Here is a 16,433-nt window from a genome sequence, read left to right on the forward strand (position 1 = left end):
CTCGCAAACCATCATGCTGCTCATTCCTGCCATCGACCTCAAGGACGGCCACTGCGTACGCCTCATCCAGGGTGATATGGACCAGTCGACCACGTTCGGCGAAGACCCGGCCATCATCGCCCGCCGCTGGCTCGACGCCGGCGCGCGCCGCCTGCACCTGGTGGACCTCAATGGCGCGTTTGCGGGCCAGCCCAAGAACCTTGCGGCCATCAAGGCCATCCTCAAAGAGGTGGACGGCCGGATTCCGGTGCAGCTCGGCGGAGGCATCCGCGATCTGGACACCATCGAGAAATACATAGATGCCGGCATCAGCTACGTGATCATCGGCACCGCTGCCGTGAAGAATCCCGGCTTTCTGCAGGATGCCTGCAGCGCCTTCGGCGGCCATGTGATCGTCGGACTCGACGCCAAGGACGGCAAGGTCGCCATCGACGGCTGGAGCAAGCTCACGGGCCAGGACGTGCATTCGGTGGCCAAGCGCTTCGAGGACTGGGGTGTGGAGTCCATCATCTACACCGACATCGGCCGCGACGGCATGCTCACGGGCATCAACATCGATGCCACCGTCAATCTTGCCCAATCGCTGAAGATCCCCGTCATCGCCTCGGGCGGCCTGGCAGGCATGGCCGACATCGAGGCGCTGTGCAAGGTCGAGGACGAAGGCATCGAGGGCGTGATCTGCGGTCGCGCCATCTACTCGGGCGACCTTGACTTCGCCGCGGCGCAGGCCCGCGCCGACGAGCTCAGGGCCTGAACGGCATGCGCCTTCCCTGTATTTGCGGGCGCCTGTGCTTCACAGGCGCCCGCGCTGCATTCAGCGCCAGGGATTCAGGCTTTCTTTACGAGCAGGCGGGCATGGCCTGCCCGGCATTGGTGGCGCGCACGGTCTGCACAAAGGCATCCCAGTAATTCGGCAGCCCGGCCCAGGGGTTGCCCACGCCGGTACTGGGCTCGAACTCCAGCTGGGTCACATAGATCCATCCCGCCTGGTAGCGGGCCGAGGCGGCCGACTGCACGGCCGTCTGCATGGCCGCGCAGCCCGACACGTTGTGCACCAGCGAGGCCTGGTGGCTGTTGGGCAGCCCGTACAGCCAGTCAAAACTCGTCGTGCGCGGATCGTAGGTGGCGTAGGTGGAGCCCTTGCCCTCGAACGTGGTCAGCACATCGGCCACATCGGCATAACCGGCCACGGGCACGAGGCCCGGGTTGCCGATCACGATCAGGTTGGGATTCTTGGCCTTGATGTACTGGTAGATGCTGCGGTAGAAGTCCAGCCGGTTGGTGGTGGCCGCCATCTCGTCAATGAAGAAACCCTTGACCAGGCCCGCGCCGTAGTGCGTGAAATAGTTGTCGATATTGGCCTGGATGCTGGCCAGCGATCGCGTGCCCGTGCCATAGCTGGAGCTCACATAGCCCACCAACTGCCCGCCCGCGTTGGCAAAAGCGGTTGCGGCGCGCGTGATGTTCGCATCCGGGCCACTGAAAATGCCGTTGGCCGGGTTCAGGATGGCCGTCATCTGCACGTTCGGATTTGCCTGGGCGCTGGCTGCCAGCGCATTCCAGGCCGTGGCCCCCGCGCCCGTGGGATAGAAATACGCAGGCACCAGCACCCGCAGCGGCGCAGGAGCCGGGCGCAGATAGAAGGTCTGCGAAGCGCTGCCCGTGCGGCCTGCCACGGTGGCGCTGGCCTGCACCTGCTGGCGGCCCGGCGTGGCGCCGGTCAGGGAGGCAGTTGCCACGCCGGAGCTGGTCAGCGCCGAGGTGCTGACGCCTGTGGCTGCGCTGAAGCTCACCACGGTTCCATCGGCGGCATTCACGCCATCTGCGAGAACACCTGCGCGCAGGGTCAGTGCCGAGCCTGCAGTCACCACATCCCTGGCGGCCGGGGCCGTCCATTGCACGGTGACCGAGGTCACTCCGGGCTGGCCGGTGCCGCCGCCATCGCCCCCGGTGCCGCCGCCAGCGCTGCTGTCACCACCACCGCCTCCGCCGCAGGAAGCCAAGGAGACGGCCAGGGCGAGCATGCCGAGTCGCAGGACAAGAGGAGAGGGAGCGTGGGAGCGTTGCATGACAGAGGAAGGCTGGGCGGGGGAAAGGCTATATTCAAGCATGAAAGTTACATCTTCCTTTCCCGCAGTAACAGCTTTACCTGCGGCCGCGCAAGCTCCCGGCGCCTGCGCTGATGCATGGCAGGGCCTGCCCGCCATCCGCCTGCGCCTGGCCTGCGGCGATGCTGCCCTGGTGGCCTTGCAGGGGGCGCAACTGCTTTCCTGGCAGGCAGGTGGCGAGGAGCAACTGTTCCTGAGTCCCCTGGCGGCCCATGACGGCCACACACCCATACGCGGCGGTATTCCGGTCTGCTTTCCCCAATTCAACCAACGCGGCCCGCTGGTCAAGCACGGCTTTGCGCGCACCCTGCCGTGGCAGGCTGATGCAGCACAGGCCGAGGTTCTTGCCGGCGATGGCTTGTTCCTGCGGCTCAGGCTGGCCGACACGCCGCAGACGCGCGCCGTCTGGCCGTATTCCTTCGAGACCTGGCTGGAGGTGACGCTGTTGCCCGGCCGGCTTGACGTGGAGCTGGTAGTGCACAACCGGGGCGACACGCCTTTGGCTTTCACTGCCGCCTTGCACAGCTACCTGCGCGTGGCGGACGTGGAGCAATGCCGGCTGCAAGGCCTTGACGGCCTGCCTTACTGGGATGCCGTGGCCGACACCCATCCCACGCAGCACGGTGACGTGCGCTTTGGCGAAGAGCTCGATCGCGTCTACCCCCGGCCCGGGAACGCCATGGAGCTGGCCGCACCTGGCGGCGGCTTGCGGATCTCGCAGGATGCCGCCTGGACCGAGACCGTGGTCTGGAACCCCGGCCCCGCGCTGTGTGAACGTCTGCCCGACATGCCGCCGCAGGGGTGGCGGCAGATGCTGTGCGTGGAGGCCGCCGCCATCGATGCGCCCGTGCATGTGGCGCCCGGCGCGCAATGGCGCGCGGCCCAGCGCCTGCACAAGCTGTAGCTCAGCACCGGCCCTGCAATGGAAAAAGCGCCTGTGAACAGGCGCTTTTTTCGTTGGGGCGGGGGGCCGGGTCAGCGGCGCTGCATGCGCTGTGCCGACTGCGAAGGGCGCAGGCCCGGGGTGATCTGCAGCTCCACGGGGCCTTCGCCCCGGCGCACATCGAATTTCGCGGCCTCGCCGGGCTTGAGCGCGGCCACGGCGGTCAGCAGCTCGGACACATTGCGGATGGGCTTGTCGCCCACCTGCACGATCACATCGCCCGGGCGCATGCCGGCCTGGGCAGCGGGGCCTGCCTGCAGCACGCCGGTGATGATCACGCCGGAGTCGGCCTTCACGCCAAAGGTCTCTGCCAGCTCCGGCGACAGCTCATTGGGCTCCACGCCGATCCAGCCGCGCACCACGCGGCCGTCCTTGACGATGCCGTCCAGCACCAGCTTGGCCGTGGACACGGGAATCGCAAAGCCGATGCCCATGCTGCCGCCCGAGCGCGAATAGATGGCGGTATTGATGCCCAGCAGATTGCCGCTGGCATCCACCAGCGCGCCGCCCGAATTGCCGGGGTTGATGGCCGCATCGGTCTGGATGAAGTTCTCGAAGGTATTGATGCCCAGCTGGCTGCGGCCCAGGGCACTGACGATGCCGCTGGTCACCGTCTGGCCCACGCCGAAGGGGTTGCCGATGGCCAGCACGCGGTCGCCCACGTCGATCTGGTCGGAATTGCCCAGAACGATGACGGGCAGCTTGTCCAGGGCGATCTTGAGCACGGCCAGGTCGGTCTCGGGATCGGTACCGATCACCTGGGCCTTGGCCTGGCGGCTATCCGTCAGCGTGACCTCGATGTCATCGGCGCCCTCGACCACATGGTTGTTGGTCAGGATGTAGCCGTCGGTGCTGATGATCACGCCGCTGCCCAGGCCTGCCTGCTCCTGCGTGCCCTGGTCGCCGAAGAAGAACTGGAACCACGGATCGTTGCTGCGCGGATGCCGTACCGCCTTGCTGGTGTTGATGCTCACCACGGCCGGCGCTGCCTTCTTGGCCGCAGGTGCAAAGCTGCCCGGGCTGACTTCTCCGACGGGCGTGGCCGGCGCCTCCAGCAACGCAATGCCCGCGTTGCTGCGCACGGCGCCGCGGCGCAGCCAGTCCGGCTGCAGGGTGGCAACGACGAAGTAGGCAGCCACCAGGATGGTGACCGCCTGCGAAAACAGCAGCCAGGTGCGTTTCATGAAGTGTGGTGTTCTGTGCGGGAGGACAAGGCCCCATTGTGAGGCATGTCGTGAGCGGGGCGGTGGGCCGGCGGGCGAGCACCAAAGCCGCGCTCCCCACACAGCTACAGTACAAACCCTAGAATCCCCCGACGACTGCGCCACGCCGCGTTCGCTGTTGCGCCGGCTCACAAGCCGGCCCCAAGAGAGAGCCAAGTCCTCCGATCCCGAAGTCTTGCAGAACGATCTGCCGCCGCACGCCCATCCGTTGCCGTGGCATCCACCGCGCCGTCCTGCTGTTCGATCCCTGGAAAAAAACCATGACTACGCTTGACCAAGCGCAGCCGGGCATGGCCCCCGCTGTTGCGACCGCACGTCCTCTCAACCGACAGGACTACAAGACCCTGGGCCTGTCGGCCCTGGGCGGCACCCTGGAGTTCTACGACTTCGTCGTTTTCGTTTTCTTCGCCAATGTCATCGGCAAGCTGTTCTTCCCGGCCGAGATGCCGGACTGGCTGCGCCAGCTGCAGACGCTGGGCATTTTTGCGGCGGGCTACCTGGCCCGGCCCATCGGCGGCATTCTGATTGCGCACTTTGGCGACATCCTGGGCCGCAAGAAGATGTTCACGCTGTCCATCTTCCTGATGGCCGTGCCCACGCTGGTGATCGGCCTGCTGCCCACCTATGCCTCCATCGGCATTGCCGCGCCGATTTTGCTGCTGGCCATGCGCGTGCTGCAGGGCGCGGCCATTGGTGGCGAGATGCCGGGCGCCTGGGTCTTCGTGGCCGAGCATGCGCCGGCGCGCCACTATGGCTTTGCCATCGGCTCGCTGACTTCGGGCATCACGGGCGGCATTTTCCTGGGCTCCATCATCGGTGTCTGGCTCAACAGCACCTACAGCGCCGAGGAGATCCACGACTGGGCCTGGCGCATGCCCTTCATCCTGGGCGGCGTGTTCGGCCTGGTGTCGGTCTATCTGCGCAAGTTCCTGCACGAGACACCCATTTTCCAGGAGCTGATGGCGCGCAAGCAGGCCGACCGCGAACTGCCGCTCAAGACCATCGTGCGCGACCACCGCCAGGCCTGCGTGCTGGTGGCGCTGATGACCTGGGTGCTGTCCACGGCCATCGTGGTGGTGGTGCTGTTCACTCCGGCCTATCTGCAAAAGGTCTTCCACATCGACGCGGCCCTGGCCATGAAGGCCAATGCCGTGGCCACGGTGACGCTGACGCTGGGCTGCGTGTTCTGGGGCTGGCTGTCCGACCGGATGGGCACGCGTGTGGCCATGGTCACGGGCTGGCTGGGCATGACGGTGACGGCATATGCGTTCTATCTGAACCTGCCGGGCACGGCGTCCTCGCTGGTGTGGAGCTATGCGCTGGTGGGCTTTTTCGTGGGCAGCATTGCGCTGCTGCCGGTGGTGGGCGTGCGCGCCTTCCCGGCCGAGGTGCGTTTCACGGGCCTGTCCTTTGCCTACAACATGGCCTATGCGGTGTTCGGCGGCATGACGCCCATGCTGGTGTCCGTGTGGCAACAGGTGGATGTGATGGCGCCGGCCCACTATGTGGCGGCCATGGGCATCCTGGGCGCGGCCATCGGCTTCTGGCCCCTTGCCTGCCGTGGTTGGCAACCCAGGCGCGGCTGAGCTTGGCAGTGGAATGAAGGGCAGCATGGCTGCCCTTTTTCCTGGGCGCCGCATGGATCGCTGACAATCCTTTCATGAGCACCACGCGACAAGAACTCCTGGCCCACTTCGACGGTTTGCTGCAGCCCGAGCGCTTCAAAGACTATGGTCCCAACGGCCTGCAGGTGGAGGGGCGCGGCGAGATCCGCCGCATCGTCAGCGGGGTGACGGCCAGCCGCGCGCTGATCGAGGCGGCCATCGAGGCGCAGGCCGATGCCATCTTCGTGCACCACGGCCTGTTCTGGCGCGGCATGGATGGCCGCATCACGGGCTGGCTCAAGGAGCGCATCCGCCTGCTGCTGGCCCACGACATCAATCTCTTTGCCTACCATCTGCCGCTGGATGCCCATCCGCAATGGGGCAACAACGCGCAGTTGGGCGTGCAGCTGGGGCTTGAGGGCCAGGCTACGTTTGGCGAGCAGAACCTGGGCTGGATGGCGGCAGCGGATTTTGCCGATGCGGCTGCGTTGGGCAGGCATGTGGAGCAGGCGCTGGGGCGCACGCCTGTCTGCGTGGGGGGAGAGCGCCTGCGCCCCAATCACCCCATTCGCCGCATTGCCTGGTGCACGGGCGGCGCGCAAGGTTTCTTCGAGGCCGCGATTGCCGCTGGGGCCGATGCCTTCATCACGGGCGAGATTTCCGAGCCGCAGGCGCACCTGGCGCGCGAGACGGGCGTGGCCTTCCTGGCGGCAGGCCACCATGCCACGGAGCGCTACGGCGCGCCGGCCCTGGCGGGCCAGGTGGCATTGGAGCTGGGGCTGGAGCACTGTTTCATCGAGATCGACAATCCGGCCTGATGCTGGCCTGTTAGTGGCCCACTATTGGCCCGCCCAGGGGGCGAGGCCTTTTGCTGCAAGCGCGGCGCGAATGCCCGGCTTGCCTGATCCGGATACTGAAAATGCCTGATTCCACACAGTCCACGGCCTTGATGGCCATCACCCAGGGCGACTCTGCCGGGGTGGGACCCGAGACCATTGCCAAGGCGTTCATGGACGCGCCCGAGCAGATGCGCGGCTGCTTCGTCGTCGGCGAGTTGCAGACGCTGCGCCGGGCAGCCGCCGTGGCGGCGCGTGCGCGCGATGGCGACAACGCCATTCCCATGCCCGTGGCCGTCATCGAGTCGGCTGAGCAACTGTGGCAGGTGCCGCCCCATTGCATCCCTTTGCTGGAGCTGCCCGGGCTGCCCGGTCCTGCGCCCTGGGGCCAGGTGAGTGCCAGCGCCGGTGACGCGGCTGCGCGCTGCGTGGTCTGGGCCGCACGGGCTGCCTTGCGAGGCGAAATCGCGGCTCTTGTGACGGCGCCTCTGCACAAGGAGGCGCTGCATGCTGCAGGCGTGGACTTTCCTGGTCATACCGAGCTGCTGCAGTTCGAGGCTGCGCAGCATGCGGGTGTGGGCCTGGACCGCATGCCGGTGCGCATGATGCTGGCCAACGATGAGCTGCGCACGGTGCTGGTCAGCATCCATACCTCGCTGCGCAAGGCGATCGATGCGGTAACGAAGGACAACCTGCTGCAGACCTTGCGCATCACGCATGAGGCCCTGTCTCGCAGCCTGGGCCGCCCGCCGCGGATCGGTGTGGCAGGGCTGAACCCGCATGCGGGCGAGGGCGGCCTGTTCGGCAGCGAGGAGGTGGAGATCATTGCCCCGGCCATCGCCCAGGCGCGCGCCGAGGGCCTGGACGCCCACGGACCTTTTGCGCCCGATACGGTGTTCATGCGCGCCCGCAATGCTCCCGGCCATCCCGGCGAGTTCGACGCGGTGCTGGCCATGTACCACGACCAGGGACTGATTCCCGTGAAGTACCTGGGCGTGGAAAAAGGCGTGAATGTCACATTGGGGCTGCCGCTGGTACGCACCAGTCCGGACCACGGCACGGCTTTCGATATTGCGGGGCAGGGTGTTGCAGAGGCCGGAAGCCTGATTGAGGCCGTGCGAATGGCGCGCAAATTGGCGGCTTGAATGGCTAGCCCAAGCATCGGGAATCTGCAGTAATGGAAAACGCCCGTGGCAACCATGCCACCGGCGTTTTGATTTGCGTCAAAACACGGATTTCAGCGCTTGAGGCTGTCGCGAATCTCGCGCAGCAGCACGATGTCTTCGGGGGTGACGGGCGCGGGAGCGGGGGCTGCTGGTGCCTCGCGGCGCAGGCGGTTGATCTGCTTGACCATCATGAAAATGATGAAGGCCAGGATGATGAAGTTCACTGCCACCGTGATGAAGTTTCCATAGGCAAATACGGGGACGCCGGCCTTCTTGAGCGCATCGAGCGTCATCGCCGTTCCGGGGGGTACGCTGCCCAGCACGACGAACAGATTGGAGAAGTCCAGCTTGCCGAAAACCAGGCCCACGACCGGCATGATCAGGTCGTTTACCACGGAATCAACGATTTTGCCAAACGCTCCACCAATGATGACGCCCACGGCGAGATCTACCACGTTTCCCTTAACTGCGAACTCACGAAATTCCTGCATCATGCCCATGGCTGGCTCCATCTGGAAAGAGTTTGAGATAGCGCAGTATTGCGCGGCTTTGGAGCCTGTCAACGGCACAAGCAGCATGGAATAACCATACTCGCCCCGCTACAATTTATTGTTGACCCCAACTCAAGCGACGTAGTTCGAGGAACCCCATGAGTGACACTCCAATCGACTCCAGCAAGCGGACGTGGATCATCACGTCGGCGTGCGCTGGTGCGGTGGGCGGCGTGGCGACAGCCGTCCCGTTCGTGAGCACCTTCCAGCCATCCGAGAAGGCCAAAGCCGCCGGGGCTGCAGTGGAGGTCGATATCTCCGCCCTCAAGGACGGCGAGAAGCTCACGGTCGAGTGGCGCGGCAAGCCCGTCTGGATCATCAAGCGCACGCCTGACCAGATCAAGGAGCTGCCCGAACTGGACAGCCAGTTGGCCGATCCCCAATCCAAGCGCCACCCTGAAGAGTTCACGCCGCCCTATGCGATGAACGAGGCCCGCTCGATCAAGCCCGAAGTGCTGGTCGTCGTCGGCATCTGCACGCATCTGGGCTGCTCGCCTTCCGACAAGTTCCAGCCGGGCGCCCAGCCCTCGCTGCCCAGCGACTGGAAGGGCGGCTTCCTGTGCCCCTGCCATGGCTCGACCTTCGACATGGCTGGCCGTGTCTTCAAGAACAAGCCGGCTCCCGACAACCTGCAGGTGCCGCCGCACATGTACCTGTCGGAGACCAAGCTCCTCATTGGTGAAGACAAGGCTTGAGGGAGACAAGAACAATGGCCCACGAATTCAAGGACATCGATCCGAATGCGCCCGCCGGCGCCAAGCTCACGAACTGGTTCGAGAACCGTTTTCCCACGGCTTTCGACGCCTATCGCGTGCACATGTCGGAGTACTACGCTCCGAAGAATTTCAACTTCTGGTACATCTTCGGCTCGCTGGCGCTGCTGGTGCTGGTGATCCAGATCGTCACCGGCATCTTCCTGGTGATGCACTACAAGCCCGACGCCGAAAAGGCGTTCGCCTCGGTGGAGTACATCATGCGCGATGTGCCCTGGGGCTGGCTGATCCGCTACATGCACTCCACGGGTGCGTCGGCCTTCTTCGTCGTGGTCTATCTGCACATGTTCCGCGGTCTTCTGTACGGTTCGTACCGCAAGCCGCGCGAACTGGTCTGGATCTTCGGCTGCGCCATCTTCCTGGTGCTGATGGCCGAGGCCTTCATGGGCTACCTGCTGCCCTGGGGCCAGATGTCGTACTGGGGCGCCCAGGTGATCGTGAACCTGTTCTCGGCGATTCCCTTCATCGGCCCTGACCTGGCGCTGCTGATCCGTGGCGACTACGTGGTGGGCGATGCCACGCTCAACCGCTTCTTCAGCTTCCACGTGATCGCCGTGCCCCTGGTGCTGCTGGGCTTGGTCGTGGCCCACTTGCTGGCGCTGCACGATGTGGGCTCCAACAACCCGGATGGCATCGAGATCAAGGGCCCCAACGCGCCCAAGGACGCCAAGGGCCATCCGCTGGACGGCATTCCCTTCCATCCCTACTACACGGTGCACGACATCTTCGGCGTGACGGTGTTCCTGTTCCTGTTCTCGGCCGTGGTGTTCTTCGCGCCCGAGTTCGGCGGCTACTTCCTGGAGTACAACAACTTCATCCCGGCCGATCCGCTGAAGACGCCTTCGCACATTGCGCCGGTCTGGTACTTCACGCCGTTCTACTCGATGCTGCGTGCCATCACCAGCGAGATGATGTACGTGCTCATCGCCTGCGTGGTGCTGGGTGCGGGCTTTGGCGTGCTCAAGTCGCGCCTGCCGGCCGCCGTCAAGGGCGTGGTCGCCATCGTGGCCCTGGGCGTCATCGCCATGATGCTGTCCATCGATGCCAAGTTCTGGGGTGTGGTGGTGATGGGCGGTGCCGTGATCATCCTGTTCGCGCTGCCCTGGCTCGATTGCAGCCCGGTCAAGTCCATCCGCTACCGCCCGAGCTGGCACAAGTATCTCTACGGCATCTTCGTGATCAACTTCGTGATCCTGGCCTATCTCGGCGTGCAGCCGCCTTCGCCCATCGGCGAGCGCGTGTCCCAGGTCGGAACGCTGTTCTACTTCGGCTTCTTCCTGCTGATGCCCTGGTGGAGCCGTCTGGGCAAGACAAAACCCGTTCCCGATCGTGTGACGTTCAAGCCGCACTGAAGCTGGAGAGAACAACAATGAAGAAACTGATTCTCACGTTGATCGCGGCCCTGGGCATCGTGACCGGTGCACAGGCTGCCGAAGGCGGCATCGCCTGGGACAAGGCCCCGGGCAAGACGAATGACACGGCATCGCTGCAAAACGGCGCCAAGCTGTTCGTCAACTACTGCCTGAGCTGCCACTCGGCCGCATTCATGCGCTTCAACCGGCTGCAGGACATCGGGCTGACCGAGCAGGAAATCAAGGACAACCTGCTTTTCACCACCGATAAGGTCGGCGAGACCATGAAGGCGGCCATCAACCCCAAGGAAGCCAAGGAGTGGTTCGGCGCCAATCCTCCGGACCTGACGGTGATCGCACGTTCGCGTGCCGGCCACAACGGCACGGGCGCCGACTACCTCTACACCTTCCTGCGCACCTTCTACCGCGACGACACCAAGGCCACGGGCTGGAACAATCTGGCCTTCCCCAGCGTGGGCATGCCCCATGCGCTGTGGCAACTGCAGGGCGAGCGCCGCGCTATCTTCGAAGAAGCCGAGGAGCACGGTGTGAAGACCCAGGTTTTCAAGGGGTGGGAGCAGGTCTCTCCTGGCAGCATGAGCGCAGTGCAGTACGATCAGGCAGTTGGCGATCTGGTGAACTACCTGCAATGGATGGGTGAGCCGGCACAGAACAGCCGCACCCGCATTGGCGTGGGTGTGCTGCTTTTCCTGGCGGTCTTCATCTTCATCGCATGGCGCCTCAACGCCGCGTTCTGGAAAGACGTCAAATAAAACCGTGACTGCAGAAGGCCGTGCAAGCAATTGCTGCGGCTGAACTGTGTGCAGAGTGGGCGCCGCGAGCGACCCACTCTTTTTGATTTTTAGGAGCCTCCACCATGATGGTGCTTTATTCGGGAACGACCTGCCCCTTTTCACACCGTTGCCGCTTCGTCCTGTTCGAAAAAGGCATGGACTTCGAGATCCGCGATGTGGACCTGTTCAGCAAGCCTGAAGACATCAGCGTGATGAATCCGTACGGCCAGGTGCCCATCCTGGTCGAGCGCGACCTGATCCTGTACGAATCGAACATCATCAACGAGTACATCGACGAGCGCTTCCCGCATCCCCAGCTGATGCCCGGCGACCCGGTGGACCGCGCCCGCGTGCGCCTGTTCCTGCTGAATTTCGAAAAGGAACTGTTCGTCCACGTGAGCACGCTCGAGGAGCGCAACGTCAAGGGCAACGAAAAGGCCATCGAGAAGGCCCGCGCCCACATCCGCGACCGCCTGACGCAGCTGGCTCCCGTGTTCCTCAAGAACAAGTACATGCTGGGCGAGAACTTCTCCATGCTGGACGTGGCCATCGCCCCGCTGCTGTGGCGCCTGGACTACTACGGCATCGAGGTGTCCAAGAACGCCGCCCCGCTGCTCAAGTACGCCGAGCGCATCTTCTCGCGCCCTGCCTACATCGAAGCGCTGACGCCTTCCGAGAAGGTGATGCGCAAGTAATTCGCATCGGTTGACGACTGATTGCGCGGGCAGGGAAGGCGGTCAACCGGTCGCCATCCTGCCCGTTTTCGTGTTCCGACTACTCAGACCACTCATTTCCTGGGATCGTCATGACTGCCCCCGAAGCAACTTCCACCCGCCCCTACCTGATCCGGGCACTGTACGAGTGGTGCACCGACAACGGCTTCACGCCCCACATCGCCGTGCGTGTGGACCGCAATGTGCAGGTGCCGCGCGAGTTCGTGCGCGACGGCGAGATCGTGCTCAACGTCAGCTACGACGCCACCAGCGGCCTGCAGATGGGCAATGATTTCATCAGCTTCACGGCCCGCTTTGGCGGCAAGCCCCGCGAAATCATGGTGCCCGTGGAGCAGGTGATGGCCATCTACGCACGCGAGACCGGGCAAGGCATGGCTTTCCCGGCGCCGGAGCCCGAGGCCGAAGCCGACAACGATGTTTCGCCCGGGCAGGCGTCCGATGAGCCTGTGCCACAGGACGCCGCCGCTGAGGTGCCGGCCGAGCCTGCATCCGACGAGCGCGTGGTGCAGCTGGTGAGCATCCACAGCGAAGGTGATGACGAAGAGCCACCGCGCACGCCGCCGCCTTCGGGCACGCGGCCTTCGCTGAAGCTGGTCAAGTAGGTTTTTCGCATCGGCGCGCATGCCGTTGCTCCCGCAAGCGTGCTTGGCCCCATCGGGAAAGTCTGAGGCAGCATTTTTCTGCGCTAGAATGCGTGCTTCGCCGGTTTAGCTCAGTTGGTAGAGCACCCGCCTTGTAAGCGGTAGGTCGTCAGTTCGAATCCGACAACCGGCACCAAAAGGTCTCCTCAGGAGGCCTTTTTTCATTTCCGTGCCCCGATTTCAGCAGCCGCTCTTCAGTGGCCGGTCAGGCCTGGACCTTGAGGCGGATCTCGGCCACATCCCAGCCCTTGGTGCGCAAGTGGGCGGCCATGGCCGGCAGCAGCTGGCGTATCTTGGCCGCTGCCGCGTTGTTGCGCACCAGCAGGCACCAGGTGCTTCCCTCGATGGGGCCTGCCTGCAGGCTGTCGCGCAGCAGCGGCGGCACCAGGGGCAGGATGGCCGTCAGGCGATTGCTGGAGTCGCGTGTGAGCTGGGCGAGCCGGGCCAGTGTCGGCGAGTTCTCGACAGCGTGCAGGGCGGTGACGGCGTGGTTGCGGCGTGTGAAGGTCATGGGCTTGAAGGCTGGTCAGGCAGCGTAGGCATGCGCCAGCCGGGACCCTCGTTATAGCAGCATCTGCAGGGCGGCGCGGGTCCGGGAATTCGGGTTCAGGGCTCTGCGGTCGCATGCGTCGGCCTGCCTGGAAGAGGGTTGGACAGAGACAGTTAGAATCAATTGTTCGGTTCTCGCTTCAGCCCGGCCGCATGTGTTCTCCAGCAGGGTACTTGCAGGCAGGTGGAGCGGCCCCATCTGAAATCCAACAATCTAGGGATTCCAGGCACACCGCAGTCCGCTTCAGCGGGTGGCGGTGTGTCTTTTTCGCATGGCCACCAACTTCCTCACCAAACTATTCGGCAGCCGAAACGATCGGCTTCTCAAGCAATACCGCAAGACGGTCGTTCGCATCAATGCGATGGAGCCCGACTACGAGAAGCTCAGCGACGAGGATCTGCGCGCAAAGACGCAGGAATTCAAGGAGCGTGTGGCCAAGGGAGAGTCGCTGGACGACCTGCTGCCCGAAGCCTTCGCCGTGGTGCGCGAAGGGTCCAAGCGTGTCATGAAGATGCGCCACTTCGACGTCCAGTTGCTGGGCGGCATGGCACTGCACTACGGCAAGATCGCGGAAATGCGCACCGGCGAAGGCAAGACGCTGACCGCCACGCTGCCGGTCTACCTGAACGCACTGTCGGGCAATGGCGTTCACGTGGTGACGGTGAACGACTATCTGGCCAACCGCGATGCCACCTGGATGGCCAAGCTGTACAACTTCCTCGGCCTGTCGGTGGGCATCAACCTGCCCAACATGCCGCGCGAGGAAAAGCAGGCCGCCTACAACAGCGACATCACCTACGGCACAAACAACGAATACGGCTTCGACTACCTGCGCGACAACATGGTCTACGAGTCGGGCGACCGCGTGCAGCGCGTGCTCAACTACGCCATCGTCGACGAGGTGGACTCCATCCTGATCGATGAGGCCCGCACACCGCTGATCATCAGCGGTCAGGCCGAGGACCACACGGCCATGTACGTGGCCATGAACAAGATCGTGCCCAACCTGGTGCGCCAGGAAGGCGAGGCCGATCCCCGCACGGGCGAAGGCGTGACCAAGCCCGGCGACTTCACGGTGGACGAAAAGAGCCACCAGGTATTCCTGACCGACCAGGGCTACGAAGCCGCCGAGCGCCTGCTGGGCCATGCCGGCATGATTGCCGAGGGCGCCTCGCTCTACGACCCGGCCAACATTACCCTGGTCCACCATCTGTATGCGGCGCTGCGCGCCAACAATCTCTACCACCGTGACCAGCACTACGTGGTGCAGAACGGCGAGATCGTCATCGTCGACGAGTTCACGGGCCGCCTGATGGCGGGCCGGCGCTGGAGCGATGGCCTGCACCAGGCTGTCGAGGCCAAGGAAGGCGTGACCATCCAGGCCGAGAACCAGACCATGGCCTCGATCACCTTCCAGAACTACTTCCGTCTCTACGGCAAGCTGGCGGGCATGACGGGTACGGCCGATACCGAAGCCTACGAATTCCAGGAAATCTACGGCCTCGAAACCGTGGTGATTCCGCCCAACCGTCCCAGCAAGCGCGACGACCAGCTCGACCGCGTCTACAAGACCACGCGCGAGAAGTACGAGGCGGCGATCCGCGACATCCGCGAATGCCATGAGCGCGGCCAGCCCGTGCTGGTGGGTACGACCTCGATCGAGAACTCGGAAATCATCGACGAGCTGCTCAACAAGGAAAACCTGCCCCACCAGGTGCTCAACGCCAAGCAGCACGAGCGCGAGGCCGACATCGTGGCCCAGGCCGGCCGTCCCGGCATGATCACCATCGCCACCAACATGGCCGGTCGTGGTACCGACATCGTGCTGGGCGGCAACATCGAAAAGCAGGTTGCGGCTGTCGAGGCCGATGAATCCCTGTCCGAAGCCGAACGCCAGCAGCGCATCGAACAGATGCGCGCTGACTGGAAGATCGAGCACGACAAGGTCTCGGCCCTGGGTGGCCTGCGCATCATCGCCACCGAGCGCCATGAATCTCGCCGTATCGACAACCAGCTGCGTGGCCGTTCGGGCCGCCAGGGCGACCCCGGCTCCTCGCGCTTTTACCTGAGCCTGGACGATGCGCTGATGCGCATCTTCGCGGGCGACCGTGTGCGCGCCATCATGGACCGCCTGAAGATGCCCGATGGCGAAGCCATCGAAGCCGGCATCGTGACCCGCTCCATCGAAGGCGCTCAGCGCAAGGTCGAGGCCCGCAACTTCGACATCCGCAAGCAGCTGCTCGAATACGACGACGTGTCCAACGACCAGCGCAAGGTGATCTACCAGCAGCGCAACGAGATCCTCGACGCCTCGGACCTGCACGAGATGATCACGGTGATGCGCGATGACGTGGTGTCCGACCTGGTGCGCCAGTACGTGCCCGCCGAGTCCATGGAAGAGCAATGGGATCTGGCCGGCCTGGAAAAGGCGCTGGAAAGCGAATGGCGCATCCAGCTGCCGCTGCAATCGCAAGTGCAGTCCGCGCATGCCATCACTGACGAGGAGATCCTCGAGAAGGTGCTGCAGGCTGCCCGTGAAGTGTTCGAGGCCAAGGTCGAGCTGATCGGACGCGAGAACTTCACTCAATTCCAGCGCGCCGTGCTGCTGCAAAGCTTTGATACCAACTGGCGTGACCACCTGTCCGCGCTGGACTATCTGCGCCAGGGCATCCACCTGCGTGGCTATGCCCAGAAGCAGCCCAAGCAGGAATACAAGCGCGAGGCTTTCGAGCTGTTCCGCCAGCTCATCGACCAGGTCAAGACCGAAGTCACGCGCGTGCTGATGACCGTGCAGGTGCAGTCGCGCGAACAGGTGGAGCAGGCCACCGAGGCCATGGAGCAGCGCAGCGCCCACAGCCTGGAGCACATGACCTATGGCGCTCCCTCGGATGGCGACATCGGTGGCTCCGTCGAAGACGAGCCGCTGGAGTTGCCCGAAGGCGCTCGCGTAGGCCGCAATGATCCCTGCCCCTGCGGCAGCGGCAAGAAGTACAAGCAGTGCCACGGCAAGCTGTCGTGATGCGGCCGGCGTCGTAAGACGCCGCAAGACACGGAAAACGGCACGGATGCACTCCGTGCCGTTTTCTTTTTTAAGGTCGATGAAATACGTGCCGCCCCGGTTTGTTCCGATAATGGAGCGCGTTTTTCTTTCACTGTAG

Annotated in this window: 15 protein-coding genes and 1 tRNA gene; 12 read left to right on the plus strand and 4 right to left on the minus strand. The window is 64.2% G+C overall.

Going from position 1 to position 16,433, the window contains the following annotated elements; genetic code table 11:
• Positions 1-13: 13 nt before the first annotated feature.
• On the plus strand, positions 14-754 hold the full coding sequence (gene hisA / locus ACRSCF_RS05670; RefSeq protein ID WP_432675307.1) for a 1-(5-phosphoribosyl)-5-[(5-phosphoribosylamino)methylideneamino]imidazole-4-carboxamide isomerase: 741 nt from the start codon (positions 14-16) through the stop codon (positions 752-754).
• Between the two features lie 85 nt (positions 755-839).
• Here hisA and ACRSCF_RS05675 read toward each other — a convergent pair whose 3' ends face one another.
• A complete protein-coding gene (locus ACRSCF_RS05675; RefSeq protein ID WP_016451013.1) occupies positions 840-2,024 on the minus strand; it encodes a spherulation-specific family 4 protein in 1,185 nt (394 codons plus the stop codon).
• An 85-nt stretch (positions 2,025-2,109) separates the two neighbouring features.
• Between ACRSCF_RS05675 and ACRSCF_RS05680 the strand changes: the two genes are divergently transcribed.
• Positions 2,110-3,012, plus strand: a complete 903-nt coding sequence (locus ACRSCF_RS05680) for a D-hexose-6-phosphate mutarotase (RefSeq protein ID WP_227469489.1) — start codon at positions 2,110-2,112, stop codon at positions 3,010-3,012.
• A gap of 71 nt (positions 3,013-3,083) precedes the next feature.
• Here the strand turns inward: ACRSCF_RS05680 and ACRSCF_RS05685 are convergent, their stop codons facing one another.
• Positions 3,084-4,235, minus strand: a complete 1,152-nt coding sequence (locus tag ACRSCF_RS05685) for a S1C family serine protease (protein WP_016451015.1) — start codon at positions 4,233-4,235, stop codon at positions 3,084-3,086.
• 299 nt (positions 4,236-4,534) lie between these two features.
• Between ACRSCF_RS05685 and ACRSCF_RS05690 the strand changes: the two genes are divergently transcribed.
• From ACRSCF_RS05690 to pdxA, 3 genes are all read left to right on the plus strand, one after another.
• On the plus strand, positions 4,535-5,860 hold the full coding sequence (locus tag ACRSCF_RS05690; RefSeq protein ID WP_016445594.1) for an MFS transporter: 1,326 nt from the start codon (positions 4,535-4,537) through the stop codon (positions 5,858-5,860).
• A gap of 74 nt (positions 5,861-5,934) precedes the next feature.
• Complete coding sequence (locus ACRSCF_RS05695; protein ID WP_203400443.1) at positions 5,935-6,696, plus strand: Nif3-like dinuclear metal center hexameric protein; 762 nt, start codon at positions 5,935-5,937, stop codon at positions 6,694-6,696.
• Positions 6,697-6,797: 101 nt separating this feature from the next.
• Complete coding sequence (pdxA, locus tag ACRSCF_RS05700) at positions 6,798-7,859, plus strand: 4-hydroxythreonine-4-phosphate dehydrogenase PdxA (protein ID WP_432675311.1); 1,062 nt, start codon at positions 6,798-6,800, stop codon at positions 7,857-7,859.
• Positions 7,860-7,951: 92 nt separating this feature from the next.
• On the opposite strand, the gene mscL is transcribed toward pdxA, so the two are convergent.
• The gene (gene mscL, locus ACRSCF_RS05705) at positions 7,952-8,380 is read right to left on the minus strand and encodes a large conductance mechanosensitive channel protein MscL (protein ID WP_012207302.1); all 429 of its coding nucleotides are present in this window, start codon (positions 8,378-8,380) and stop codon (positions 7,952-7,954) included.
• 149 nt (positions 8,381-8,529) lie between these two features.
• Here mscL and petA point away from each other — a divergent pair, with 149 nt between their 5' ends.
• The 6 genes from petA to ACRSCF_RS05735 all read left to right on the plus strand — a co-directional run bounded on the left by petA (position 8,530) and on the right by ACRSCF_RS05735 (position 12,861).
• Positions 8,530-9,126 (plus strand): ubiquinol-cytochrome c reductase iron-sulfur subunit, encoded by a 597-nt coding sequence (gene petA / locus ACRSCF_RS05710; protein WP_016445597.1) that lies wholly within the window; start codon positions 8,530-8,532, stop codon positions 9,124-9,126.
• Positions 9,127-9,140: 14 nt separating this feature from the next.
• Positions 9,141-10,556 carry a cytochrome b gene (locus ACRSCF_RS05715; RefSeq protein WP_016451018.1) on the plus strand — a complete coding sequence of 472 codons (1,416 nt, stop codon included), beginning with the start codon at positions 9,141-9,143 and terminating at the stop codon, positions 10,554-10,556.
• A 17-nt stretch (positions 10,557-10,573) separates the two neighbouring features.
• Entirely contained in the window at positions 10,574-11,329 is a 756-nt protein-coding gene (locus ACRSCF_RS05720) for a cytochrome c1 (RefSeq protein ID WP_016445599.1), read from the plus strand.
• Between the two features lie 104 nt (positions 11,330-11,433).
• The gene (locus ACRSCF_RS05725) at positions 11,434-12,045 is read left to right on the plus strand and encodes a glutathione S-transferase N-terminal domain-containing protein (protein WP_012207298.1); all 612 of its coding nucleotides are present in this window, start codon (positions 11,434-11,436) and stop codon (positions 12,043-12,045) included.
• Between the two features lie 110 nt (positions 12,046-12,155).
• The gene (locus tag ACRSCF_RS05730; protein ID WP_017405520.1) at positions 12,156-12,686 is read left to right on the plus strand and encodes a ClpXP protease specificity-enhancing factor; all 531 of its coding nucleotides are present in this window, start codon (positions 12,156-12,158) and stop codon (positions 12,684-12,686) included.
• Positions 12,687-12,785: 99 nt separating this feature from the next.
• A tRNA-Thr gene (locus ACRSCF_RS05735) sits at positions 12,786-12,861 on the plus strand.
• Positions 12,862-12,930: 69 nt separating this feature from the next.
• On the opposite strand, the gene ACRSCF_RS05740 is transcribed toward ACRSCF_RS05735, so the two are convergent.
• The gene (locus ACRSCF_RS05740; RefSeq protein ID WP_016445601.1) at positions 12,931-13,236 is read right to left on the minus strand and encodes a hypothetical protein; all 306 of its coding nucleotides are present in this window, start codon (positions 13,234-13,236) and stop codon (positions 12,931-12,933) included.
• A gap of 310 nt (positions 13,237-13,546) precedes the next feature.
• Between ACRSCF_RS05740 and secA the strand changes: the two genes are divergently transcribed.
• Positions 13,547-16,294 (plus strand): preprotein translocase subunit SecA, encoded by a 2,748-nt coding sequence (gene secA, locus ACRSCF_RS05745; RefSeq protein WP_016451020.1) that lies wholly within the window; start codon positions 13,547-13,549, stop codon positions 16,292-16,294.
• The last annotated feature ends 139 nt before the right edge of the window (positions 16,295-16,433 follow it).

Source organism: Delftia sp. 11MD (genome assembly GCF_050907895.1).
Lineage (GTDB): Bacteria > Pseudomonadota > Gammaproteobacteria > Burkholderiales > Burkholderiaceae_C > Comamonas > Comamonas tsuruhatensis.

Excerpts from the sequence above, each read along its gene's own strand:
- hisA (WP_432675307.1), top strand. The coding sequence starts at position 14 with ATGCTGCTCATTCCTGCCATCGACCTCAAGGACGGCCACTGCGTACGC.
- ACRSCF_RS05675 (WP_016451013.1), bottom strand. The coding sequence starts at position 2,024 with ATGCTCGCCCTGGCCGTCTCCTTGGCTTCCTGCGGCGGAGGCGGTGGT.
- ACRSCF_RS05680 (WP_227469489.1), top strand. The coding sequence starts at position 2,110 with ATGAAAGTTACATCTTCCTTTCCCGCAGTAACAGCTTTACCTGCGGCC.
- ACRSCF_RS05685 (WP_016451015.1), bottom strand. The coding sequence starts at position 4,235 with ATGAAACGCACCTGGCTGCTGTTTTCGCAGGCGGTCACCATCCTGGTG.
- ACRSCF_RS05690 (WP_016445594.1), top strand. The coding sequence starts at position 4,535 with ATGACTACGCTTGACCAAGCGCAGCCGGGCATGGCCCCCGCTGTTGCG.
- ACRSCF_RS05695 (WP_203400443.1), top strand. The coding sequence starts at position 5,935 with ATGAGCACCACGCGACAAGAACTCCTGGCCCACTTCGACGGTTTGCTG.
- pdxA (WP_432675311.1), top strand. The coding sequence starts at position 6,798 with ATGCCTGATTCCACACAGTCCACGGCCTTGATGGCCATCACCCAGGGC.
- mscL (WP_012207302.1), bottom strand. The coding sequence starts at position 8,380 with ATGGGCATGATGCAGGAATTTCGTGAGTTCGCAGTTAAGGGAAACGTG.
- petA (WP_016445597.1), top strand. The coding sequence starts at position 8,530 with ATGAGTGACACTCCAATCGACTCCAGCAAGCGGACGTGGATCATCACG.
- ACRSCF_RS05715 (WP_016451018.1), top strand. The coding sequence starts at position 9,141 with ATGGCCCACGAATTCAAGGACATCGATCCGAATGCGCCCGCCGGCGCC.
- ACRSCF_RS05720 (WP_016445599.1), top strand. The coding sequence starts at position 10,574 with ATGAAGAAACTGATTCTCACGTTGATCGCGGCCCTGGGCATCGTGACC.
- ACRSCF_RS05725 (WP_012207298.1), top strand. The coding sequence starts at position 11,434 with ATGATGGTGCTTTATTCGGGAACGACCTGCCCCTTTTCACACCGTTGC.
- ACRSCF_RS05730 (WP_017405520.1), top strand. The coding sequence starts at position 12,156 with ATGACTGCCCCCGAAGCAACTTCCACCCGCCCCTACCTGATCCGGGCA.
- ACRSCF_RS05740 (WP_016445601.1), bottom strand. The coding sequence starts at position 13,236 with ATGACCTTCACACGCCGCAACCACGCCGTCACCGCCCTGCACGCTGTC.
- secA (WP_016451020.1), top strand. The coding sequence starts at position 13,547 with ATGGCCACCAACTTCCTCACCAAACTATTCGGCAGCCGAAACGATCGG.